At 37.2% G+C, this 22,071-nt stretch carries 24 protein-coding genes; 2 read left to right on the top strand and 22 right to left on the bottom strand.

The features are described from left to right. Positions 1–49 precede the first annotated feature (49 nt). From P7D84_RS08715 to P7D84_RS08705, 3 genes are all read right to left on the bottom strand, one after another. On the bottom strand, positions 50–1,774 hold the full coding sequence (locus P7D84_RS08715) for an ABC transporter permease/substrate binding protein (RefSeq protein WP_170999772.1): 1,725 nt from the start codon (positions 1,772–1,774) through the stop codon (positions 50–52). After that, positions 1,767–2,960 carry a quaternary amine ABC transporter ATP-binding protein gene (locus P7D84_RS08710; protein ID WP_137603623.1) on the bottom strand — a complete coding sequence of 398 codons (1,194 nt, stop codon included), beginning with the start codon at positions 2,958–2,960 and terminating at the stop codon, positions 1,767–1,769. Before P7D84_RS08710 ends, P7D84_RS08715 begins: the two co-directional genes overlap by 8 nt. Before the next feature lie 126 nt (positions 2,961–3,086). Beyond that, positions 3,087–3,725 carry a GntR family transcriptional regulator gene (locus tag P7D84_RS08705; protein ID WP_137603624.1) on the bottom strand — a complete coding sequence of 213 codons (639 nt, stop codon included), beginning with the start codon at positions 3,723–3,725 and terminating at the stop codon, positions 3,087–3,089. A 272-nt stretch (positions 3,726–3,997) separates the two neighbouring features. Here P7D84_RS08705 and P7D84_RS08700 point away from each other — a divergent pair, with 272 nt between their 5' ends. Beyond that, complete coding sequence (locus P7D84_RS08700; protein WP_137603625.1) at positions 3,998–5,173, top strand: NupC/NupG family nucleoside CNT transporter; 1,176 nt, start codon at positions 3,998–4,000, stop codon at positions 5,171–5,173. A 96-nt stretch (positions 5,174–5,269) separates the two neighbouring features. On the opposite strand, the gene P7D84_RS08695 is transcribed toward P7D84_RS08700, so the two are convergent. From P7D84_RS08695 to rbsR, 8 genes are all read right to left on the bottom strand, one after another. After that, positions 5,270–5,584 (bottom strand): hypothetical protein, encoded by a 315-nt coding sequence (locus P7D84_RS08695; RefSeq protein WP_137603626.1) that lies wholly within the window; start codon positions 5,582–5,584, stop codon positions 5,270–5,272. 6 nt (positions 5,585–5,590) lie between these two features. Continuing rightward, complete coding sequence (locus P7D84_RS08690) at positions 5,591–5,920, bottom strand: hypothetical protein (RefSeq protein WP_311806077.1); 330 nt, start codon at positions 5,918–5,920, stop codon at positions 5,591–5,593. 188 nt (positions 5,921–6,108) lie between these two features. After that, the gene (locus tag P7D84_RS08685) at positions 6,109–6,411 is read right to left on the bottom strand and encodes a DUF5960 family protein (protein ID WP_311806076.1); all 303 of its coding nucleotides are present in this window, start codon (positions 6,409–6,411) and stop codon (positions 6,109–6,111) included. Between the two features lie 41 nt (positions 6,412–6,452). Further along, on the bottom strand, positions 6,453–6,854 hold the full coding sequence (locus P7D84_RS08680) for a hypothetical protein (protein WP_137603629.1): 402 nt from the start codon (positions 6,852–6,854) through the stop codon (positions 6,453–6,455). Positions 6,855–7,017: 163 nt separating this feature from the next. Further along, on the bottom strand, positions 7,018–7,905 hold the full coding sequence (gene rbsU / locus P7D84_RS08675; RefSeq protein ID WP_311806075.1) for a ribose/proton symporter RbsU: 888 nt from the start codon (positions 7,903–7,905) through the stop codon (positions 7,018–7,020). Between the two features lie 23 nt (positions 7,906–7,928). Further along, a complete protein-coding gene (gene rbsD / locus P7D84_RS08670; protein WP_137603631.1) occupies positions 7,929–8,324 on the bottom strand; it encodes a D-ribose pyranase in 396 nt (131 codons plus the stop codon). A 16-nt stretch (positions 8,325–8,340) separates the two neighbouring features. Further along, the gene (gene rbsK, locus P7D84_RS08665; RefSeq protein ID WP_137603632.1) at positions 8,341–9,246 is read right to left on the bottom strand and encodes a ribokinase; all 906 of its coding nucleotides are present in this window, start codon (positions 9,244–9,246) and stop codon (positions 8,341–8,343) included. 104 nt (positions 9,247–9,350) lie between these two features. Next, a complete protein-coding gene (gene rbsR / locus P7D84_RS08660; RefSeq protein WP_311806074.1) occupies positions 9,351–10,343 on the bottom strand; it encodes a ribose utilization transcriptional repressor RbsR in 993 nt (330 codons plus the stop codon). 252 nt (positions 10,344–10,595) lie between these two features. Between rbsR and P7D84_RS08655 the strand changes: the two genes are divergently transcribed. Then, the gene (locus P7D84_RS08655) at positions 10,596–11,516 is read left to right on the top strand and encodes an alpha/beta hydrolase (protein WP_311806073.1); all 921 of its coding nucleotides are present in this window, start codon (positions 10,596–10,598) and stop codon (positions 11,514–11,516) included. Positions 11,517–11,583: 67 nt separating this feature from the next. Here the strand turns inward: P7D84_RS08655 and P7D84_RS08650 are convergent, their stop codons facing one another. From P7D84_RS08650 to rhaD, 11 genes are all read right to left on the bottom strand, one after another. Beyond that, positions 11,584–12,225: an L-fuculose-phosphate aldolase gene (locus P7D84_RS08650; RefSeq protein WP_311806072.1), complete on the bottom strand. Its 642-nt coding sequence runs from the start codon at positions 12,223–12,225 to the stop codon at positions 11,584–11,586. A gap of 12 nt (positions 12,226–12,237) precedes the next feature. Next, a complete protein-coding gene (locus P7D84_RS08645; protein WP_311806070.1) occupies positions 12,238–13,293 on the bottom strand; it encodes a s-methyl-5-thioribose-1-phosphate isomerase in 1,056 nt (351 codons plus the stop codon). Between the two features lie 55 nt (positions 13,294–13,348). Beyond that, the gene (mtnK, locus tag P7D84_RS08640; protein WP_311806068.1) at positions 13,349–14,593 is read right to left on the bottom strand and encodes an S-methyl-5-thioribose kinase; all 1,245 of its coding nucleotides are present in this window, start codon (positions 14,591–14,593) and stop codon (positions 13,349–13,351) included. Between the two features lie 125 nt (positions 14,594–14,718). After that, positions 14,719–15,072 carry a PTS glucitol/sorbitol transporter subunit IIA gene (locus tag P7D84_RS08635; RefSeq protein WP_137603638.1) on the bottom strand — a complete coding sequence of 118 codons (354 nt, stop codon included), beginning with the start codon at positions 15,070–15,072 and terminating at the stop codon, positions 14,719–14,721. 21 nt (positions 15,073–15,093) lie between these two features. After that, positions 15,094–16,098: a PTS glucitol/sorbitol transporter subunit IIB gene (gene srlE / locus P7D84_RS08630; RefSeq protein ID WP_137603639.1), complete on the bottom strand. Its 1,005-nt coding sequence runs from the start codon at positions 16,096–16,098 to the stop codon at positions 15,094–15,096. A gap of 60 nt (positions 16,099–16,158) precedes the next feature. Then, complete coding sequence (srlA, locus tag P7D84_RS08625) at positions 16,159–16,719, bottom strand: PTS glucitol/sorbitol transporter subunit IIC (RefSeq protein ID WP_137603640.1); 561 nt, start codon at positions 16,717–16,719, stop codon at positions 16,159–16,161. 110 nt (positions 16,720–16,829) lie between these two features. After that, positions 16,830–17,342 (bottom strand): transcriptional regulator GutM, encoded by a 513-nt coding sequence (locus P7D84_RS08620; protein ID WP_137603641.1) that lies wholly within the window; start codon positions 17,340–17,342, stop codon positions 16,830–16,832. A gap of 56 nt (positions 17,343–17,398) precedes the next feature. Beyond that, entirely contained in the window at positions 17,399–19,240 is a 1,842-nt protein-coding gene (locus P7D84_RS08615) for a BglG family transcription antiterminator (RefSeq protein ID WP_311806066.1), read from the bottom strand. Positions 19,241–19,259: 19 nt separating this feature from the next. Continuing rightward, positions 19,260–20,060: an SDR family oxidoreductase gene (locus P7D84_RS08610; protein WP_137603643.1), complete on the bottom strand. Its 801-nt coding sequence runs from the start codon at positions 20,058–20,060 to the stop codon at positions 19,260–19,262. A gap of 141 nt (positions 20,061–20,201) precedes the next feature. Beyond that, positions 20,202–21,227, bottom strand: a complete 1,026-nt coding sequence (locus P7D84_RS08605) for an NAD(P)-dependent oxidoreductase (protein WP_311806065.1) — start codon at positions 21,225–21,227, stop codon at positions 20,202–20,204. Beyond that, on the bottom strand, positions 21,220–22,065 hold the full coding sequence (gene rhaD / locus P7D84_RS08600; RefSeq protein ID WP_311806064.1) for a rhamnulose-1-phosphate aldolase: 846 nt from the start codon (positions 22,063–22,065) through the stop codon (positions 21,220–21,222). The genes P7D84_RS08605 and rhaD overlap by 8 nt, the downstream gene beginning before the upstream one ends. Positions 22,066–22,071 lie beyond the last annotated feature (6 nt).

Here is a 22,071-nt window from a genome sequence, read left to right as displayed (position 1 = left end):
CAAAAATGCCCCAACACTCAACTTTTAAGTTGAGCGTTGGGGCATTTATTTATTTCTTCCAGCTTGCAACTTCTTTTTGATGGTCTTTAATCCAGTCTTGAGCGGCCTTGGAAGGATCTGTTCCTTCATTAATCGCTAACATGACACTTTCCATATCTTTTTGGTTCCAGTGGAAATTGTCCAGCACTTGATACGCTTCCGGTTGATCATTTTTCAAATCTTTACGGGCTATCGTATGGATTGCTTCTTCTGTTCCCATTGCACCTTTTGGATCTTCTAAATATTTCAAACCGTATTTAGCAAACATCCAATGAGGCGACCAACCTGTAATAACAATTGGTTCTTTCTTTTTGATTGCTTGACCCAATGCTACAGTCATCGCACCTGATGAAGACGTTGAGACTTTCCAATCTGCTAAGTTTGGATAAGCTTTTAGTGTATCTTCAGCTGCATTGACGACCCCTGCACCAGGTTCGATCCCAGTAATGGTCTTATCTGCTTGATCTGTCAAATCTTCAATCGAATCAACTGCCATATAATCTGGTACAACGATGCCGACTCGCGCGCCTGTTAAATTAACGCCTAAGTCCTCAACTTGATCTTTGTATTGAGCAAATTGTGATTTATGGGTATTTGGCAACCAAGCAGCCACCATTGCATCGGACTCACCTTTTGTGACAGATTCCCACATGATTGCATTATCCAAAGGTGTCAGATTGACATTGTAGCCCATCTCTTTTAAAACTTCCCCAATGACATGAGTAGAAGCAACTTCTGTATCCCACTCAACGTATGTCAGATTGATTGTTCCTTTGTTTTCTTTAGACATCCCGCCTAGACTAAACGAAGCGAGCAAGGCGACCACAGCCACTACTGCTACTGTGATACCGATTTTTTTCTTTTTAGTTTTTGGTATTTTTTCGGTTGCATGCTGTTTTGGTTTATTAATATTTTGTGTAAAGCGATCAATAATAATAGCTAGAATTACTAGCGCTAAACCATTAACAAAGCCATTTCCCACTTGTGCTCGTTGTAAAGCGGACAAAACGCCGCGACCAAGACCGGGAGCTCCAATCATTGACGCGATAACGACCATTGACAAAGCCAACATCGTCGTTTGATTGATCCCTGCTAAAATCGTGCTTTTAGCTAGCGGCAATTCCAATTTAAACAATTTTTGTTTACCCGTTCCGCCAAATGAATCGGAAGCTTCTATTAGTTCTTTAGGAATTTGACGAATCCCCAAATTCGTAAAACGAACGGTTGGCGGCAATGCAAAGATCACAGAAGCAAACACTCCTGGTACCATTCCGATTCCAAAAAAGGCAACCGCTGGAATCAAATAGACAAATCCTGGCATTGTCTGCATAAAGTCTAAAATCGGTGTGATGATTTTTTTAGCTGTTTCATTTTTAGCCATTAAAATCCCTAGTGGTACACCGATGATGATTGACAAAAGACTTGATAAAAGCACTAAGGTAACAGTGCTCATAAGATCTGCCCACAATCCTTGATTGTAAATAAAAAGCAGACCAATCAAGGTGAAACTTGTCAGCCCCCATTTTTTATTCGAGATAAAAAAGGCGACAATCGTTAGAACAAGAATAAACAATAATGGTGGAATCATCGTTAGAAGATTGGTCATACCGTCCATCAAAAATTGTCCTGCGTGTTGCAATACAGAGAATAGTCCCGCAAAAGTTCCTGTTAACCAATTTGTAAATGCCTCGACCCAATCTGCAACAGGTAAGGCTTGTTGTAAAATATTAAACATGTTCTGCCACCTCTTCTGTATTTGCTAATGCTTCCAACACGCTGCCGCGAATAACGACCCCGACTAAACGATCCCCTTCAACTACTGCTAATGGTGCTGGTGAATCAAAAATCAGATTGAAAATATCAGTGACCAGCATATCCTTCGGGATCCGTCGAACATTTTTATCAATGACCTCTTTTAAGGTCAAATTATTTTTGCGAGCTTCCAAAGCTTTTTCTGCTGTCAGACTCCCTTTTAATTTACGTTTTCGATCGACTGCTAAAAGCATACTGACTTCTTCTTTTCGCATTCGATTTAATGCGACATTCGGACCATCAACTTCGATATTCGTCGTCAAAGCAGGTACCATGATATTTTGTGCCGTTAAGACTTTCGAGCGATCTACATCTTCTACAAAATCACGAACGTATTGATTAGCTGGATGGGTCAAGATTTCTTCCCCTGTGCCGATCTGCATAATCTGACCATCTTTCATCAAAGCGATTCGATCTCCAATTCGCAACGCTTCGTTCAAATCATGCGTGATAAAAATGATCGTTTTTTGGACATTCGATTGCAGATCTAACAATTCATCTTGCATCTCACGACGAATCAATGGATCAAGTGCTGAGAAAGCTTCATCCATCAATAATATTTCCGGATCATTTGCTAATGCTCGTGCTAGACCGACCCGCTGCTGCATCCCACCGGATAATTGATTAGGATATTGGTCTTTAAAACTCAATAAGCCAGAATTTTCCAATGCTTGTTCTGCCTTTGCTTGTCGTTCTGCTTTTGGTACTCCACGTACTTCGAGTCCATATTCTGTATTTTCTAAAATCGTACGGTGAGGAAATAAACCAAAATTTTGAAAAACCATATTGATTTTATGACGCCGGACTTCTCGCAGTGCTTCTTTGTCCATTTTGGCAATATTTTCCCCATCGATATAGATCTCACCTGATGTTGGATCAATCAAGCGATTTAATAAACGGATCATCGTTGATTTCCCACTGCCAGAAAGACCCATAATAACAAAAATCTCACCTTCATTGACTTCAAAATTTGCATCATACACACCAACAGTCGCGCCTGTTTGTTCTAAAATTTCAGTTTTATCGCGATTTTCTTGAATCATCGCAAGGGCTTGTTGCTGTTTCTTACCAAAGATTTTAGTCAGATGTTCTACCTTAACTTTACTCAAAAATATATCCTCCTCTTGAAAAGTGACCATATAACCTTAACATCATGTGGTCACTTTGTCAAAAAAGCTGCTGAAAATTTTCAGTAAATAAAAAAAGAAAGAAGCAATCGCTTCTTTCTTTTGAGATCAGTTACCTGGATAAAACAAATGTTGCATACGTTGCAGAACCAATTCATTACCGACAAAAAACAACGTGTCTCCTGCACAAATTTTAGCGTAAGGACCAGGGGACAGCAACAATTCATTTTTTTGCTGGATTGCGACGATTGTAGCACCTGTTTCATGCCAAATATTCAATTCATTGACCGTTTCTTCTAAATGAGCCGCTTCATCAGTCAACGTCAGCTCATAGGGAACAAAGGGCGCCACATTATGTACACGCTTTGTTTGTAACAACAATTGGTTCAATAACTTACTAACAGAATCTAGTTCCTGTTTTTGTTTTTCGACACTAGCTTGAATCTCGTTGTTTATTTCTTGAATCGATTGCACATCCTGATACTTCTCAAAATAAACTTGTGCTTTTTCCCGCGAACGCACATATGCACCGCTGCCATGTCGGACTTCCATAATCCCTAAATCTACTAAAACATTGATCGCCTTGCGTGCTGTCTCAGGTGAAACATTGAAATTACTAGCCAATGTTGAGCGTGCATGGATTTTTTCTCCTACTTGATACCGTTTATCCGCGATTCTTTCCGCGATTTCTACCGCTACTTGCTGGTAACGCGGCAGTAAAATCCGCTTCTTGTTTTCCCCTTCCATTCCGATCCCTCTTTTTCTGCAGAATTCTTTCCAAGCATAGCATATTTTTTTCAGAAAAGCTGTATTCATCATGAGTAGCAAAAATGAATTTGTTAGTGTTTTCGTCTTTAGAATTTAATCATAGAAGTAATTTTTTCAAGGTTTTCTTTCGCATTTTTTTCTAAAAAAAGTTACGCTAACTCAGATTGTCTATTCTGTTTGTTTTTTGTATTACCAAATTAGGGATAATCGATGTATCAAAGGAGTCATTATTAGAAACTAGGAGTGATTATTTGCATTTTTTGATAGGTATTATTGGGTTAGTAATTGTTTTAGCATTAAGTTTTTTGATCAGTAATGATCGCAAAAAAATTCGGTATGCGCCGATTTTGGTCATGTTGGGATTGCAATTTTTATTAGGGTTTATTTTATTACGAACTACTGTCGGAACAACAATCGTTAGTAGTTTAGCCGGTGGCTTCGATGCCTTGTTGGACTTTGCAAATTCTGGAGTAGAATTTGTTTTTGGCGGCATTGCTAATAAAGGAAGTTTTCCTTTTTTCCTAAACGTCTTGATGCCGATCATTTTTATTTCTGCCATCATTGGAATTTTGCGTTATATCAAGATTTTACCGCTTTTTATGAAAGGAATTGGACTAGCACTCAGCAAGGTCAACGGCATGGGAAAGTTGGAATCTTATAACGGGATCGCCTCAGCAATTTTAGGACAATCAGAAGTGTTCATTTCTATTAAAAAAGAACTTCCTGCTCTTTCTGAACAGCGTTTGACTACTATGGGAATCTCAGCGATGTCTACAGTCTCCATGTCGATCGTTGGTTCCTATATGGCATTGATCCAACCACGTTACGTGATTACCGCCTTAGTTTTAAATTTATTTGGCGGCTTCCTTATCGCTTCGATCATCAATCCTTACCAATTGGAAGATGATGAACTGGTGATCGAAGAAGATAAAGAACAGACTTTCTTTCAAATGCTTGGAGAATACATTTTAGATGGGTTTCATGTGGCTGTAACTGTCGCTGCCATGTTGATTGGATTTGTCGCGTTGATTGCGATGATTAATTTTATTTTCGCTAAGATTACTGGACTGACTTTCCAAGAACTTTTAGGCTACGTTTTTGCGCCGTTAGCGTTTATTACAGGGATTCCTTGGAACGAAGCTGTTGATGCCGGCAGTTTGATGGCTACAAAATTAGTAACAAATGAATTTGTTGCTATGACTGAATTAGCCAAAGGAAATTGGGATTTTTCAGCCCGAACAACTGCTATCGTCTCTGTTTTCTTAGTCTCTTTCGCAAACTTCTCTTCTATCGGAATTATTTCCGGTGCCATGAAAGGATTGAACGAAGAAAAAGGCAATCTAATCGCCAAACATGGATTGAAAATCTTATTAAGTGCCAGTCTCGTCAGTTTTCTAAGCGCGATTATCACAGGTTTGATCTTTTAAACAAAAATAACTGCCAAAATCCTAAATAAAAGGATCTTGGCAGTTATTTTTTTATAGTAGCAGAACACAGTTATCCTTCTGTCATAGTTTATGATTTTATACTGTTTTTATTAATTTTAGTTTGATAAAATGCCCAGCAGCAGATTCAATCACTTGCTCTATTTGATAATGAGGAACAAATTGCGGTTCATCTATCTCCAATAAAGTTACTTCTTTCCCAAATCCGGGAACTCCTACGACTAAATTTTCAGTCTCTAAATGTAATTGCATCACATGCTGTAACTGGCTCGAGATTTCTAGCAAAGCTTCTTTATCTTTACTGTGACACCAATTTTTTTGACGTAACAAGCGCAGACCGTTACGCAAAATTGTATTTTGAACTGTTTTTTGTTGAATGACTTCTTTCCACATGATTGACTACGCAGCCTTTTCTGTAACAGTAACAGTTACTCTGACACCTAAAGAGCGGCCACTATCGATTAGTTGCTCGGCTACATCCGCTGAACAATCTAAATAAAAGACAAAAGCTGTATAATTTTTTGCAAATCTTGCTAAAAATTGTCTGCCCTCAGCTAGTAAGGATTCCTCTGTCAGACTCTCGTAAAAAATAACTTGTTTGTTTCGTAAAAAAGTTTGGGGCAATTGTTTTTTCACACCAACAACGGCTACTTTCTCCCCTTGGTATTGACGTTTGATATGATTCCACATCTGCTGTTCTGGTTCCGTTTTCTTTTCAAGAATAAACAATTTATTATCTTCCTCTCGGTTTTAATTTATCGCCTGCAGGAAATAGCCCTGCTGCTGGTAAATCATGCAAGACCATCACCTCCCATTCTCGCAAAAAATAACAAACCGTATTATATCCATCATATCAGGTTCTAGTTTTAAAGCAAGTTAAAAAGACTTTCAAGTTTAAAACTCGAAAGTCTTTCTTATTACAGTTGTTCATCTTCTACAACTTTATATTCGTAAGGTGATCCTTCATAGAAAAATTGGGTCGAAACGGTCGCTTCATTATCCAGTGCAATCAGCTCTTTCCGAAACGGAAATCTGACCGCCTGTCCATGGACCGTTTGATTGCCAGGTAAAATGTAGAGCAGTTTGTCATCAGGTGTCGGTTTGTTCAGTTGATCCATTACTTCATTGATCACTTGTTGATGATCGATTTTAGTTGCTTTTGCCACTTGTTGATAATCTTCTAAAAATGCCGCTTGTCCTTCAAAATAGGTTCTATCCATTTTATCCACCCTTTCTATCTGCATTTATGTTAAAGACTTGCTTATTCAGACAAGTCCAGATGCCCTGCTTCTGTTTGATAAACGGGCCAGCTCCCAGTAAGTTCTACACGAATCAACTGCAGTTCAGGATATTTTTGGATTGTATCAATCACAGAGTTGATTAGTTGTCCTTGCAAAGTGCTATGCTCTTGCAAAGACAAAAGCTTATCCTGATCGAGAATCTCTTGATATTTTTGATTTGCTTGAACAATCTCATGAAAAGCAGTTTTGAATGTCCGTTCAATTTTTCGTGTAAATTTTGCTTCATTTTCTGTCGTATAGGCTACTTGTCCCTTTTCTGCCAAAAAAGTCGCATAAATCAATGGTACTGTCGATACTGGTTTCATCGGTGATACATAATAAAAAGCTTCTTCCAAAATATCTAATGAAATTGTCAGTTTCATAATTTCTCCTTTTCCAATAAAAACTATTTTAACAAGGCCGTTGCTGATCCTACCCATTCACTCGAAAAACAATTACCTCTTTTTATAATTTGATTATAGCATTGACGAAAGAGTTTTTACCTTGATTTACCTCAAACAAAAAAAGCCGCCGATAAACGGCAGCTTAAATCATTACTGTAATCGTGGCAGCGGCTAGAATCAGCACTAAACCAATGATTGTGATCGTCATTTCTTTTTTTGTTTTCTTTTGTCCTAAGAACCAAATACCAGTCAAGGTTGCTAACACCACTGAAGTTTGTGACAAAATAAAACCAGTAGCTAACCCATTCATATCTGGTTGTGCAGAGATCAAATACGTCAATGCAGCAAAGGCAAAAAAGAATCCTGAAAAGATATGTTTATAGGAGACTGCTTCTGCAAAAGCAGATTTTTCTTTGTTTTTTATGCCTAAAAAGACTGAATAAACGACAGCAACTAATAACATCCCGATTGCTTGCGGTAAGAAAGCATGCATACCATCGATACTTGTTGCTTGCGGAGCGGCTGAATAGGCCCAATAACCAATTTCACCAACGGCTAATAAAATTACAGCTTTTTTCAAGATGCTAGCTTTTTCTTGCGTTTTTTCTTCTGCCCAAACGGTCATCCAAGCGCCTAAGATAATTAAAATCAAAGCAAATCCACCTAATAACTTAGCATTCACACCTGGCCAGTTTCCTAATGCAAGTACTCCCCAAAGTGAAGCACCTAATAATTGAAAAGCTGTCGTGATTGGCATCGCCCGTGATGAACCAACCATCGTAAATGATTGAAACGTAATGATTTGTGCAGTCGCCCAGCCAACACCTGAAAGAATCGAGAAAACTAGATCCATTCCTGTTGGAAGTCCCATTCCATTGATTGCCGCAAAAACCAAAGCAAAAATCAATGTACCTAAAGTAGATCCTAAAATTTGATTAACTGGTCGACCACCGATTTTTGATGCGATCGTAGGATACAGGCCCCAACCAAGCAAAGGTCCTAATCCGATTAAAAGTGCTGTTGCATTCATGTTTTTCTCTCCTTCTTCCTAGCTTAAAATACGACGCCGCTTTCCAATAAAATATTGGCATAAGGAGTCATTTCTCCTGTGCGGATAAACGCATGGCTATCATGTAAAGCAGCTTTCATTTCACTATGCGGGATAAAAGTTACCGGTGTTTCAGGCAAACGTTCTTGGATTTTTTTCAACATTTCTGGATTCTCAGTTTTGATTTCCTCTGCTAAATAGATTCGTTGAACTTCTAACTCTTCCAATACATTATTCAAAACATCCATAAAACTAGGAATACCATTATCTACTGCTAAATCGATTTTTTCTGTGGTCATTGGAACCGGCATCCCGGCATCACCAATACTTAATTGATCGAAGTGCCCCATTTGCGCAATGACCCGTGAAATATCTGAGTTAATAACTTTACTTTTTTTCATTATAAACTTCCTTCCATTAATTCAATTCATTTTTGTAGGGAATCGAAGGCTGTGCACCAAAACGTTGAACCGTTACTGATGACGCTTTGTTTCCGTATTTGATAGCCTGTTCTAAATTACTGAAATCTTTCATTAAGACACTGCTCATTGCGCCAATAAAAGTATCACCAGCAGCGGTTGTATCTACAGCGTCTACTTTAAATGCTGGGATGATCCCATTACGACCTTGTACATCATAATAAGCACCTTTGCTGCCGATTGTAATGATTACAGCTTCAATTCCTAATTGATGCAAATGATCCGCCGCAGCTTTTAAACTATCCTCATCAGTAACTTCGATCCCTGTTAAGATTTCTGTTTCTGTTTCATTTGGAATAATCATATCTGTAACCTTTAGTAATTCTTCAGGAACATTTTCCAAAGCCGGTGCAGGATTTAAAATAGTTTTTACACCAGCAGAACGAGCGATTTTAAACGCTTCAACAGTGCTTTCTAAAGTGCTTTCAAATTGTGCGATAACAAAATCACTTGCCTTGATCATGTTCGCCTGTTCTTGGACTTGTTGCGGGGTGAACACATTATTAGCTCCAGAGTGGATCATGATGCTGTTTTCACCTTGATCATCAACAATGATATACGCTTGACCAGTCGCTTGTTTTTCTAATGTCTGCACGCCAGCTAGCTCAATGCCTTCATCTGATAAAAGTCCGCGCATCATTTCACCTGCAGCATCATTTCCCACTGCTCCAATGAAATTTGTTGCTGCTTCAGAACGTTTTGCTGCAACTGCTTGATTTGCACCTTTGCCTCCGCCAGCAGAGAAAATTTCTTTTGTATGCATTGTTTCACCGGGTTTTGGCATTTGTTTTACACGAATCGTGCGATCTAGATTGATACTTCCAATGACTGTAATCGTATTCATTTTATTCACTCCATCTCTTGTTCTTTAGATTTTCATTCGGATGAATTAAAACGTTTTATTAAAACGTTTTAATTCGACACCAAAAATATAGCACAGCTTGAAAGCTATTTCAAGTGTGCAGTTGAAAAACGTTGAACTAATTGAACGGGCAAAGTTTTTTCTTCCCAATCCTTCTCAGGCTGCGCCACTCTTTCCAATAATAATCCCGCTGTTATCTGTCCTAATTCATAGATGGGTTGGGCAATTGTTGTTAATTGTGGCGTAACATATTCACACATATCAATATTATCGTAACCAATCACGCTATAATCTTGAGGGATTTTTTTTCCCATATCTGCTAAACCTAAATACAAACCGAAAGCCAATTCGTCATTGATCGCAAAAATGGCAGTCACATCTGTTTTTACAATGACACTAGCGGCTTGACGTCCGCCTGTTTTAGATAATTCTGCATAAATCAGCTGTACTTCAGGATAGATGGTCTGAAAACCAATCAGTCGCGTCTGAATATTTTCTGTCGCATCTTTTGGTAAAACGACCGCTACTTTTTGATGGTTTAACTGTTTAAAATGCTCAGCAGCCATTTTTCCACCTGAAAAATCATCCGTCAAGACCGCATCACTAAAACCTTCTGCTTTTTTTTGATCCAAAACGATGTAGGGAAAATTCTTTTTTCGCAAAGTCTCATTGATCGCTTGATTGGAAATTGCTGAACTAGCAATAATATAGCCATCAACCCCACGACGACTCAATTCCTCTAAATAATCGATTTCTTTTTTTGTGTCTAGATCTGCATTGCATAACATCGTCACAAAGTTTTCACGATATAAAATACCTTCGATCCCACGAACCAATGTACTAAAAAACGGATTGGTGATATCTGGTACCAAGACACCAATCGTTTTACTTTTTTTCATAATCATTCGGCGAGCAAAATAATCCGGCTCATAATTCAAGGCAACTTTGGCTGCCAATACTTTTTCAACCGTTTTTGGACTAAATTTTTGATCATTTCCGTTTAAAATCTGGGAGACCGTTGCGATGGATACTCCTGATTGTTTAGCAACATCTTTGATGGTAATCTTTTTATTTTTCATCTGCTCTCTCCTACCTCAAATCCTGCTACATTTTCTCATGAATGAACTTCTCTGTAAATATGCTCATTGATAAACTTGCTATGGGGCCAAAACTTTTTTATACTGCTAATGATCTATTTGACAGCAAACCACTAGCAATTTGATTTTTCAATATACTAATAACATAACACAGATACAAAAAAGCAGCGGGATTTGATGGTTCGATCATTGTAGCGCTGAAATAGATAATTTTTTTGAGAAAGAGATGGGTCAATGAGTAAAACAGGAAAAATCATTATCAGTATTATTCTACTTATAATAATTGGACTGGGTGCCGCAGGGAATTATTTTTATTCTTATGCTGTAGTTCCAGCCAAAAAAGAGTTTTTAGCAGCTAGTTCCTCAAAAAAATCTACACAGTTAATCGCAGCTGAAAAATGGTTTGATGCTAACCATAGTAATTGGCAGATTACTTCAAAGGACGGATTAGAATTGTCGGCCTATTATCTCCCTGCCAAAACAAATCAACATAAAACAGCCATCATCGCCCATGGGTATATGGGGCAAGCAGCCGACATGTCACAATACGCTAAGATCTATCATGACCTTGGGTACAATGTTTTGCTGCCTGATACTCGCGGTCATGGAAAAAGTGAAGGAAATTATATCGGCTTTGGCTGGCCCGAACGAAAAGATTATCTTCAATGGATCAAATACGTCAACAAAAAAGAGCCTCGTACTGAAATCATCCTGCATGGGGTCAGTATGGGCGCAGCGACCATTATGATGACTAGCGGTGAAAAACTTCCAGACAATGTCAAAGCCTTTGTCGAAGATTGTGGTTACAGCTCAGTCAACGATGAGTTGAGCTATCAATTAAAACAACTATTCAATCTGCCAGCGTTCCCATTGATCCCGGTCACTAGTTTAATTACAAAAATCCGTGCAGGATATTTCTGGGGCGAAGCTGATACGATTAAACAGTTACGTAAAAATAACCGGCCTATGCTTTTTATTCACGGAGACAAAGATGATTTTGTCCCATTTTCAATGCTTGATAAAGTCTATCATGCCACTAAAGGACCCAAAGAAAAATATGTCGTCCATGGAGCCAAGCATGCGGAGGCATTAAGTAGTGATCCTACCCTGTATCAGAAAAAAATCACGGAGTTCATCCAGAAATATATTCCTTGATTCTTTTGAATAATCTTCTTTAAATATAAATACACGCCACTTTGCCCAAAAACAAAGTAGCGTGTATTTATTGTTGTCCGTAAGTATCAAATTTTGCCAAGACTTCTTTCATTTGTGCTTGGTTTAATAGTTTAGGGGTCCCGATACAACGGGCGCGGTAATCTAATTTTGCCAAAAATTCGATATCTTTAGCGACACTAAAAGCACTAGCTAGATCTGAGCCAATCGTCAATACTCCATGATTGCCTAGCAAAATACCTTTATCTTCATGTATGAAATGAAAGGCTTCTTCAGCTAATTCACGAGTACCGAATGTTTTGTATTCACAACAACGAACTTTTTCACCGACAGAACCAATGATGTAATGCAGCGGTTCAATTGGTTGCTGCAAACAAGCAAATGTTGTCGCGTATTCTGAATGAGTATGGACGACTGAACGGACCTCTGGGCGATTCCTGTAAAAAATACTATGAAGATCATACTCACTTGAAGGTTTGCGATTTCCTTCTAAAATATTGCCTTGAAGATCCATCAAAACAATGTCTTCTGGTCGTGTCTCAAAATAGGGAATCCCACTTGGACTGATCAGCATAGCGTGTGCTTCTGGCAAGTAAACACTGAGATTGCCGCCTGTTCCAGTCGTTAATTTTTCTGTGATCAGCTGCTTGCCATATGCCACTATTAATTCACGTTCTTTTAAATAATCCATCAGTCGCTCCTCTTAATAAAAATTATTCTCAGGTTGTTCTTCTAAATAGCGAGACAAATCATACGGAGAGAAAATCCCGCGATCTGTCACGACCGCTCCAATCAGCTCAGGTGGTGTGATATCAAAAGATGGGTAAATAGCTTTGACACCTGTCAGCGTATGTTTGATTCCATTTAATTCCATAACTTGTTCAGGATCTCGCATCTCGATCTGAATACTTTTATGCGTTTTTTTATTCGTATCCGGAATCCCTGTGACAAAATAAGGAATCCCAAAACGTTGTGCTAAAATCGCTAGTTGGTACGTTCCAACTTTATTAGCGATATAACCGTCTTGCGCAATCGTATCAGCCGCTGAAGTGAACAGATCAATTGATTCGTGTTCCATTAGATAAGCAATCATATTATCCGAAACTACCGTCGTATCAAAACCCATTTCGGCGCAACAACTTGCAGTCAATCGCGCTCCTTGTAAATATGGTCGTGTCTCTGCACAGAAAAAGCGCAGCGTTTTTTTCTGTTCAAGCGCTTCTCTTAGCAACATTCCGATGATCGTTTCGCCAAAACATTGAGTTAAGACAGTCCCGTTGTCGGGGATTTTTGCGATTAAGTATTTCGCCACTTGATCCATTGTAGAATAACGGCGATTTAAAGAATCGATCGTCGTTTGTTTAATCGCTTCAGTGGGATCCTCGCCTTTTTCTAATGCTGTTTTGGCGACAGCGATACATTTCTCAGTAATCAATGCCATCCGATTAGCCGTCGTTGGACGTGCATTGGCGATTGTAGACGACGCTTTTTTTAAATAAGCTAGTTGCGCAGCAGGTTCTAATGAATTACTTTCTTCTGCTGCTAACGCCATTCCCATACCTGCTGCAGTATATGGCCCCGCGCTTTGTGTCACCATGTCTGTGATTGCTTGCGCCACTGCTTGATGAGTCTCGCATTCCACAAATGCCACCTGTGTCGGATAAATTCGTCGATCCAAAATACGAACTTTTCCTTTTTCGTACCATGCGACATTTTCATATTGCAACAAGGTTGGCATCGTATAATCTTGTCTTTCCAACGTAGTCACCTTCTAATTTAATTTTCAAAAAAATTATTCTATTGTCGTGCCGTCTTTACAAACGAAGTAAGGCAAACTGCTCTTCTAATTCATCGATAGCATCGATTAATTGGCTGCCATTTGTAATATGGGCACGGTTGATGATTAACTGAATCCCTAATTTTAGTAATACTCGCTCTGCTTCTACTTTCTGTTTACATGGAATCAATGACAATTCTTTGACCTTTGAATCTCCTACAACTCGCCGAATAATCTCAGTTCCTGCATATCCTGCCGCATCACTCATCATTTCTCGCAGGATTGTCTTTTTAAACGCTGGGTTACGATAAAGTGAAACAGTCACAGCTTCATTGTAGTATCTAGCTAATTTTTCTTGGACTTGATCATAAACAGCTCCGATTGTTTGTTTGATCCAACGGTGGAAGGATGCATCAAATGTTGGGTCAAACAAATTTTTAACCATTGGAAAATACAGATGCGCCAAAACATTTCCAATGTCATACCCTGCAGGACCGTAAAAAGCAAACTCCGGATCGATCACTTTCAACCCTGTTGGATTAATAAAAATAGAGCCGGTATGAAGATCTCCGTGTATCAAAGATTGAGCATTATTCATAAATCTATTACGTAATAACGCAACTTCTACATGCAATGGTTCATTTTCATACAGATTTTCTGTGACAAACCGCTCATTTCCCGGCGTCAAAATATTCTGTTGCTTGTAATCATTATAAGGTTCTGTAAATACCAAATCCTCACTGATGTCACACATCTCAGGATTAATGAATTCTTTGACCCGTAATTTTTTCATCTTACGAGCCAAAACAAGATCGCTCGTAAAAAGCACTGTACGTACCAAGTATTCTGTTATCTCTTCACTAAAATCAGGAAAAGTTTTCTTCTTGATCAATTCATACCGCATATTTTGATAATCTGAAATATCTTCCATCGTCAATGCATACATTTTTTGATCATAATGATACACTTTCGGAACAAATTGCGGAGCCAGATCATTTTGCAATCGTAAAATCTCTGCTTCGATTCGATTGCGATCAATATCTAACGGACGACCAGAAGAACGCAACAAAACATCTGCTTGTTTGATGATTAAACTCTCTTGTGTCGCCTGATCCATCACACGAAAAATATAATTGATGTTGCCATCACCGATTTCAGTAACAGTAAGGGGCGCATCACTAGAAAAAGCACCTAATCGTTCTACAACATATTGTTTAACTGTTCGGGTATCCATTAAAAAATGTTCTTGATACGCTGCTAAGTTTTTCGGGACAAGTCTCATGCTATCACCTTCATTCATTTTATTTTTCAGCTATCTGTAGTAACTTGATCCATCTCAAAATAAAAAAACATCCACCTAAAAGTCTACATTTAAACAAATCAAATGCAACTTTTAGGTGAATGTTCTTATTTAATCATAATTTTTGTCCCTACAGTAATCACTGGCAATTCTTTGTCTTCCACATAAAGTGTTCCTGGAAGTTCCGCTGTTTCTGATCCATCAAAACGCAATGTGATATGCCCCAGATCATCTAGATTTTTCTTTACCACGTCACCGACCGCAGTGATCTTATAGGCTTGATTATCAAATAAAAAATCCATTCCCGTAGTGATCTCGTCGGTTGAGGGTGTTAGCTGGATATTGTAACAATAATCAGCTAATGTTTCTGGTGCTTCATTTCCAAAGAAAATCAGCATTTTTTCTTGTCGAAACATCTCTGCTTCAGGTCCAATATTAGTAACTTGCGTCTCAAAAATCATTTTCCATCTCTCCAAACATTTTTAACTATATAATCCAAAACTTGCTAACCATGCAACAACTACCCGTGGTACACCATTTAAGAAGCGTGAATATAAGACTGATGGTACTCCAACTTCGACAGTTTCTGCTTCAGCTTCTTCTAATCCCAAACCAACAGGAATGAAATCACAAGCATTTTGTGTATTTATCGCAAATAGTGCTGGCAACGCTAATTGTGGTGGGATATTCCCTTTTCCAATTTCTACCCCAATCAAAGTTCCCAAAATCTGACTAATAACTGCACCAGGACCTAATAATGGTGACAAAAATGGCAACGAACAGATAAATCCAATAATGATCAAACCAAAAACATTTCCGGCTAATGGTTTCATTAAATTAGCAAAAACAGTTCCAATTCCTGAACCTTGAATAATCCCGATTAATAAAGATACAAAGGCCATAAAAGGAATCACCGTATTGATCATGGTTTGTACACCTTCACGAGCAGATTGATTGAAGGTTGCTACAACTTTTCCGGCACCCATGCCAATTTTAGCGATGAAACTTTTTTGTTCAGCTCTTTGTTCGGTGATTTTCTTATCTGTTGAATACTTAAATTCACGTTCTGGCTTTTCTTCAGTTATAAATGCTGGCTTCTCAGTTACTTCTGTCTCATCGGCTAACATGATTTGTTTTTCTCCAACAGCTGAAACATAGATATCTTCATGAATATATTGTGCCAATGGACCACTTTTACCGGTTGGTACGATATTTACTGTTGGGATATTTTTCTTTGGATAAATCCCACAACGCAAAGTTCCACCACAATCAATAATAGCTAAAGCGATTTCATTATCAGGAATCGATGTTTTAAACCCATTAACTGATTCCATTCCTGTCAATTCTTCAATTTTATCAACGATACTTGGCTTGTCTCCGCCACCAGTCACATAAACAAATTTATGCTTCTCATCTGTGGGAGTAATTACTAAAGGTCCACCATACCCACCAGAACCTTTTACGATCTTAATACTATTATAAGCCATTTCCGCTCCTCCTAATTCATTTTAAAGTAATTATTTTTCTATACTATTCTCATGCATATATTATTCTGGTACCGCAACTTCATCGACTGTTTTACTCAATTGAATTCCTTGTTGTTTGCAAACAAAAGCGGTAGTGAAATCGGTTGTCCAACCACCAATGAAATTCATGACTAATCCAACAAACATATAACGAATAGCTAATTCCATTGAGTTCAAGCCTAATTGTGTAATCCCTTGTGCAATCCCCATCCAAACAAATAATTCTCCTGGATTAATATGCGGGAATACACCATTACTTGTATGGCAAAATTGTGCATTTGATGCATAATAACTTGGCTTATAAAATTCTGGTAAGAAACGTGCCATTGTAAACGACATTGGATTTCCTAACATAAAAGCAGAGATAAATGGTAAAACTAAATATCGTGTAAAAGGATTTTTAGAAGAAACTTTGGCTACTTTTGTCACTCTTTCTTCTCCTAAAAAGGCAATCAAGGTATTCATTGCTACCATCAACATCAAAACAACTGGAACAATTCCTGTCATCCAACTGATAAACGTTTCGGCACCTGTTTGGAAAAGACTCATGAAGCCTTCCGCAAATTTTGTAATATAATCCATTCTTAAACACTCCCTTTTCATATTGAGGAATTCATTTTTCTAAGGAAAAAATCAGTCCTATTTTTAAGCTATCTTTTTGAAAATTCTTGAATCCTTGCATAGTAAATAATTTATTTTTCATGAGAAAAATTATGAATCGTAGAATCAGTATTTTTTTTCGTTAATTTTCTTTGAATCGATGTTTTTATTAATGATAATTGATTTCCAAAATTGAAAATTGGAGAGACTGGACGTTCCTCTTGATGGTTGCCTTGCTCGACTTCTAAATAAATTTTTTGTGCATTTGCTGCTGCTTGACGTGTCAGTCGATTTTCTTTAACTAACATTGCCGAATCTGTTAGTTGATGAATATCGATACCGATAAATTGTGGACGTGTTTTGAAACGTGCTAGGATAGATGTTCCTTGCATCATTTCAGCTTCTTGAATGATTCCTGTGCTATCTACACCCAATAAAAGAATCGTACCTGATGTAATTTTTCCGGGACGGCGACCAATAGCCACTTTTCCTTTGCGTTTCATACGAATATAGACAGAATTAAAATGTTTGATCTGCTTCATTCCTAAAAAAATTTGAAGAATATAAGCAATAATTGCAATTGCTCCTAAAAAAAAGATATTCATATGATGTTTGCTCCTTTCTGATACAAAGAAAAGTCCTTCGTACCCTTTCCTTATTACTAGCCTTTTACTAATAATTGCCGGTATTCTTCTTTGCTATTTATCTGTTTGACTTGTTCTCGCAACACCTTATTGGAAGAAATAATAAAAATCGTATCATAAAAACTCAGTAATTCTTCTTCCATCGTTAACGACAAATTTTCTGGAATAGCTACTAAAAAAATCAATTCAATATCTTCTAGCGATCGACCAGTTGGATAATTTCCTATCGTTACAAGAATTTCTTCACTTTGTTGATTGATTCCATGAGGAAAAGCAATACCATTATCGATTACTGCAGATTCTTCTTGTGCTTTTGTCAAGATATACTCTTTAAAAGAAGAATCGATTAATTGTTCAGATTGTAAATTTGTCAATAAATTATCTAAATTTTCTTCATAGGAAAGTTGCTCATCTAGTTGTTCGAAAGAAAATTGAATATGATCAAATGAGGCCGCTTTTGATGCAATAATTCGCTTCCACTCACTTAATAACCAATTCTCATTGAATAGATCCGTCAGTTTGATTACGGCTGTTGTTGCTTTTGTATGTTTTAATGGAATTGTTGTAAATACTGCAAAATATCTATCTAGATCTTTCGTTTCGTACTCTTCTTCTGAATAATGTGCGATACGAATATTTGGACCTAAAACAGTTTCCAATTGACGTTTGATCATTAATGCCGTTCCTTTACCAGTGTTGCAGACTACAGCAATTTCCTTCATATTTGATTGAGTATCCGATTTTAACGCCAATTCAAAATAAATTGCTAAATAAGAAAGTTCTGCTTGTTGGATTGGCTTTTGTAAAAATCTGGCTAATGCCGTGATACCTATTTCTGCTAACTCATGAGCAAAAGCATGTTTTTGCTTAAATTCATTACGGAAAATATCATAGGTTTCGACTTGAAAAATGATCCGATTAATTAAAAACATGAAATGTGATCGAATATTTTGAAATAATATTTCTTGATCCAAATTGATGATAACTGCCGAATTAATTTGATTCATCATATAGTGAAATAAGGTGTTTACTTCTGCATTGTTACCCTTATATTCTGGAACCAGATTATTATTAAAGATATTCAATGGAAAACAGAGAAAATCAAAATCAAATTTGCTAATTGTTATACCATAATTCGTAGCTAAGCTAACGAACAATTCTTCCAATAATTGATCTTCTGAAAAATAATTAATATAATGGGGCACCGATTGTGTTAATGGTTTTCCAGCTTTAATTCGTTGAATTGTTAAAATAATGTTTTTTTGTAATAAACCCAATGTACGGAAATCCATTTTCTTATTTAAAGCAATTGCATCGACCTGCTGCAACAGTTCAGTACTTAATGTTGGCTGTTCAAGATAGTCATACGCATGGTATAAATACAGCAATCGTAGCTGAGATTCTGTTCCAGAAATCTTCAACCCTTTATTAGGTGTACCAATCAAAGAAATTTGATACTTGCTCATTATTTTTTTTAAATTCCGTAAATCTTTATTGACTGTTGAACGACTGACCCCTAATACTTCTGATAAGTCATCAATAACGACATAATCTTTGTCCTTTATAAAACAATCAATTAGAACAGCCATACGTTTGGTACTTGAATTGAAATCTGTTTGTTGTTTCAAACTACCATTCATAATTTTTGAAAATTGATGAGAATCTTTTACTTTTAATGAATAAAGGTTCTCTTTTTCTTCAATTATTGCAATATTTTCCATTTGATCGTTTAACAATTGAATCGCTTTTTTAGTGGTCTGTGCGCTTGTATCAGTTATTTTTTGTAATTCTTCTAAATTCAAGCGGTCATAAGTAATAAAATTCTGCAGCAATTTATACCAGCGATTGATTAATGCCATTTTATTACCCCACCTTCATTTATCCTCGTGTTTTTCCTCCAGCAACGTTGGTTGTAACCCCAGTAATGTAACTAGACCGATCAGATAAATAATAGCATACTAAATCAGCAACTTCACTGAGTTTTCCACTTCGTCCTAACGGGATTGTCGTAGTTTTATCGTAATTTTTACGAAGCTCTTCAACAGTGATACCACGTGTATAAGCTAATGCAGTCTCATAGGCTTCCGTTCGCAAGCCAGTTTCTTCCATAATTCCAGGAGCAATCCCTACTACTCGAATACCTTGTTTACCTAATTCTTTAGACCATGAACGTGTAAAACTATTAACTGCTGCTTTCGTTGCAGCATATGGACTTTGTCCCTCAGATCCTTCTAACCCACTTTCTGAAGACATATTGATGATTACACCTTCATGTGTTTTGAGCATTGTTCGTGCTACCGCTTGCGTCATTAGAAATAATCCTTTTTGATTGATTGCTATCATCTTATCAAAAATACTATCTGATAATTCGAATTTTCCATGTGGATCTGCCTCATCTACTAACAAACCTGGAACATTGATTCCAGCATTATTAACTAATCCATCAATTTTACCTAATTTTTCAATGACTGCTGCAACATTTTTTTCTACTTGTTTTCGATCAGAAATATCTGTCTGAAAATAGTAAAGACGATCATGCTCTACCTTTCCTGGTTGAAGATCAAAGTTTACTACAACCACTCCTTGCTCCAATAATTCATCAATAATACTTGCTCCAATTCCTGAAGATCCACCTGTTACAATCACTTTTTTTCCTGAAACATTTAACCAATCTGACATCTTTGGTTCCCTCCTCTTAAATACAAATTGATTATAAAGCGCTTTCCGATAATAATTAATACATACTTTTTTTTCTAACAGTTTAAAAAGGTACACTAATTTATGAAACACAATAAAAAAAGCTTAAGTAGATTCGTCTACTTAAGCTTTTTGTAATACTTTATTCATTTCTGCTTGTAGTAATTGTGGAGAACGTTCGATTGCATCAATCGTATCTCCTGCAATATGCGACGTAATCACTACATTATCCAGTTCCAATAAGGGCTCCTGCAAACGAATTGGTTCTTCCCATAATACATCGATACCCGCACCAGCGATCTGCTTATTTCTTAAACACTCAACAAAGTCGGCCTGGTTGATGATATCTGGACGAGCAGTATTAATCAGATATGCACTTGGTTTCATTAATTTTAACAATGATTGATCAACAAGATTTTTTGTTTCTGGTACTACCCGTAAATGTAAAGATACTACATCTGAATCACTAAAAATCTCTTTTAAACTTTTTAACTTGATCTGATAGCCTTCTTGATTTAGAGTTTTTTGATCAATAAAAGCATCATACGCACTAACTTCTAATCCTAAAGCAGTTAAACGTTTTGCTACAATTTTTCCAATATGTCCTAAACCTACCAAACCAATTTTTTGATTGGAAAATGACGTTTTATATGCATCATTAGGAAAATTTTGTGGCCATTTACCATTTTTTACTTGAATTGCAGAGGTCGCAATATTACGGACGGTCGCATACATCAATCCAATCGTAAAGTCTGCAACAGGCTCTGCATTACGAATAACATTAATTACAGAAAGATTAGTCATTTCCTTAACTGTTGCTAAATCGATGTGTTCTAGACCACCGCGGCAAGTTCCAATGATTTTTAAATTTCTTGCACGAGTTAATAAATTTCGTGAAACTGGTGCCAAATGAACTAAAAGATAATCAGCTGTTTCCATTGCAGTCAGTATATCTGTAGATAATTCAAAATCATTCGGTCCGTCATGTTCCAATATTTTAATAATCTCACGAAATTCTGAACGAGATTTTTCAGCATACCAATCAAACATTTGAATGTTGAGTGGTTGTTCGAGTATTAACCCTTTTGCTGCTGAAGCGAGATTTTTTGCTGGAACAAAAGGATCGCCAATTACGACTATGTTAGTCATCTTGTCTACCTTCTCCCCTTAATATTCCCGCTTTCGGTTTCACATGAAATTCTGTAGCCAAAGCTAAAAGTTGTTGATCAGTAATTTGTTGTTTAATTTCTTGTCGAGTTGAACAAATCTGTAAATAAATCTTTGCTGCTTTCTCAGCGGTTTCTACTAAACCAAAAGCATCATCCATCGTCTGTCCTGCACCCATAATTCCATGATGTGGCCAGATTACTATTCTAGAGGCCTGCATTTTTTCTGCTGATGCAGCACCTAACTTACTTGTACCAGCCACCATCCACGGAAGAACCGATACTCCATCAGGAAATACGACCAAACATTCTGTAATCATTTGCCATAGCGTTTTAGTAAATTTCTTTTCATCCAATTCATGTATAAATGTCATCGCTGAAATTGCTGTTGCATGTGTATGCAAAATAACTCGATGCTCTGAGTCTTGTTTAATACGAACTGCATGACATTGTAAATGAGAAGCTAACTCACTGGTTGGTAAATCATCACCTTCTAGTCCCCATAATAATTCATAGCAATCTCCTTCTGTATTTATTCGAATAATTGCTAGACTGTCTGCCGGATTTTTTTGAATATTTTTGAAATACTTACCTGAACCAGAGACGAGAAAGATTTCTCCAGCTAAACTTTTTACAGTAAAATCTAAAGCTACTATTTTTTTGACTCGATTAAGATCGAGATAATACTTAACTTCCTCTTGTGGTAATCGATAGCTAATATTTCCTCCATTTCTTTCAGCCCATCCATAGGCCCACAACTGACTAGTTGCTTCACACATTTCTCGAATAAAAGGAGCTTGATTGATCTCATGCAGTTTCATCCCATC

Source organism: Enterococcus dongliensis (assembly GCF_031927985.1).
In the GTDB taxonomy this organism is placed as follows: domain Bacteria; phylum Bacillota; class Bacilli; order Lactobacillales; family Enterococcaceae; genus Enterococcus_A; species Enterococcus_A dongliensis.
Note: the sequence above shows the minus strand (reverse complement) of the source record. Positions and strands in the feature narration are given on the sequence as shown.

Coding starts and splice junctions, on each gene's coding strand:
- P7D84_RS08650 (WP_311806072.1), bottom strand. CDS start 12,225: ATGGATTATTTAAAAGAACGTGAATTAATAGTGGCATATGGCAAGCAG.
- rbsD (WP_137603631.1), bottom strand. CDS start 8,324: ATGAAAAAAAGTAAAGTTATTAACTCAGATATTTCACGGGTCATTGCG.
- srlE (WP_137603639.1), bottom strand. CDS start 16,098: ATGGCTTATAATAGTATTAAGATCGTAAAAGGTTCTGGTGGGTATGGT.
- rbsK (WP_137603632.1), bottom strand. CDS start 9,246: ATGAATACGATTACAGTCATTGGAAGTATCAATCTAGATCGCACGATT.
- srlA (WP_137603640.1), bottom strand. CDS start 16,719: ATGGATTATATTACAAAATTTGCGGAAGGCTTCATGAGTCTTTTCCAA.
- P7D84_RS08695 (WP_137603626.1), bottom strand. CDS start 5,584: ATGTGGAAAGAAGTCATTCAACAAAAAACAGTTCAAAATACAATTTTG.
- P7D84_RS08715 (WP_170999772.1), bottom strand. CDS start 1,774: ATGTTTAATATTTTACAACAAGCCTTACCTGTTGCAGATTGGGTCGAG.
- P7D84_RS08680 (WP_137603629.1), bottom strand. CDS start 6,854: ATGAAACTGACAATTTCATTAGATATTTTGGAAGAAGCTTTTTATTAT.
- P7D84_RS08705 (WP_137603624.1), bottom strand. CDS start 3,725: ATGGAAGGGGAAAACAAGAAGCGGATTTTACTGCCGCGTTACCAGCAA.
- P7D84_RS08685 (WP_311806076.1), bottom strand. CDS start 6,411: ATGGATAGAACCTATTTTGAAGGACAAGCGGCATTTTTAGAAGATTAT.
- P7D84_RS08605 (WP_311806065.1), bottom strand. CDS start 21,227: ATGACTAACATAGTCGTAATTGGCGATCCTTTTGTTCCAGCAAAAAAT.
- P7D84_RS08615 (WP_311806066.1), bottom strand. CDS start 19,240: ATGGCATTAATCAATCGCTGGTATAAATTGCTGCAGAATTTTATTACT.
- P7D84_RS08655 (WP_311806073.1), top strand. CDS start 10,596: ATGAGTAAAACAGGAAAAATCATTATCAGTATTATTCTACTTATAATA.
- P7D84_RS08635 (WP_137603638.1), bottom strand. CDS start 15,072: ATGATTTTTGAGACGCAAGTTACTAATATTGGACCTGAAGCAGAGATG.
- mtnK (WP_311806068.1), bottom strand. CDS start 14,593: ATGAGACTTGTCCCGAAAAACTTAGCAGCGTATCAAGAACATTTTTTA.
- rbsR (WP_311806074.1), bottom strand. CDS start 10,343: ATGAAAAATAAAAAGATTACCATCAAAGATGTTGCTAAACAATCAGGA.
- P7D84_RS08610 (WP_137603643.1), bottom strand. CDS start 20,060: ATGTCAGATTGGTTAAATGTTTCAGGAAAAAAAGTGATTGTAACAGGT.
- rbsU (WP_311806075.1), bottom strand. CDS start 7,905: ATGAATGCAACAGCACTTTTAATCGGATTAGGACCTTTGCTTGGTTGG.
- rhaD (WP_311806064.1), bottom strand. CDS start 22,065: ATGAAACTGCATGAGATCAATCAAGCTCCTTTTATTCGAGAAATGTGT.
- P7D84_RS08620 (WP_137603641.1), bottom strand. CDS start 17,342: ATGAATATCTTTTTTTTAGGAGCAATTGCAATTATTGCTTATATTCTT.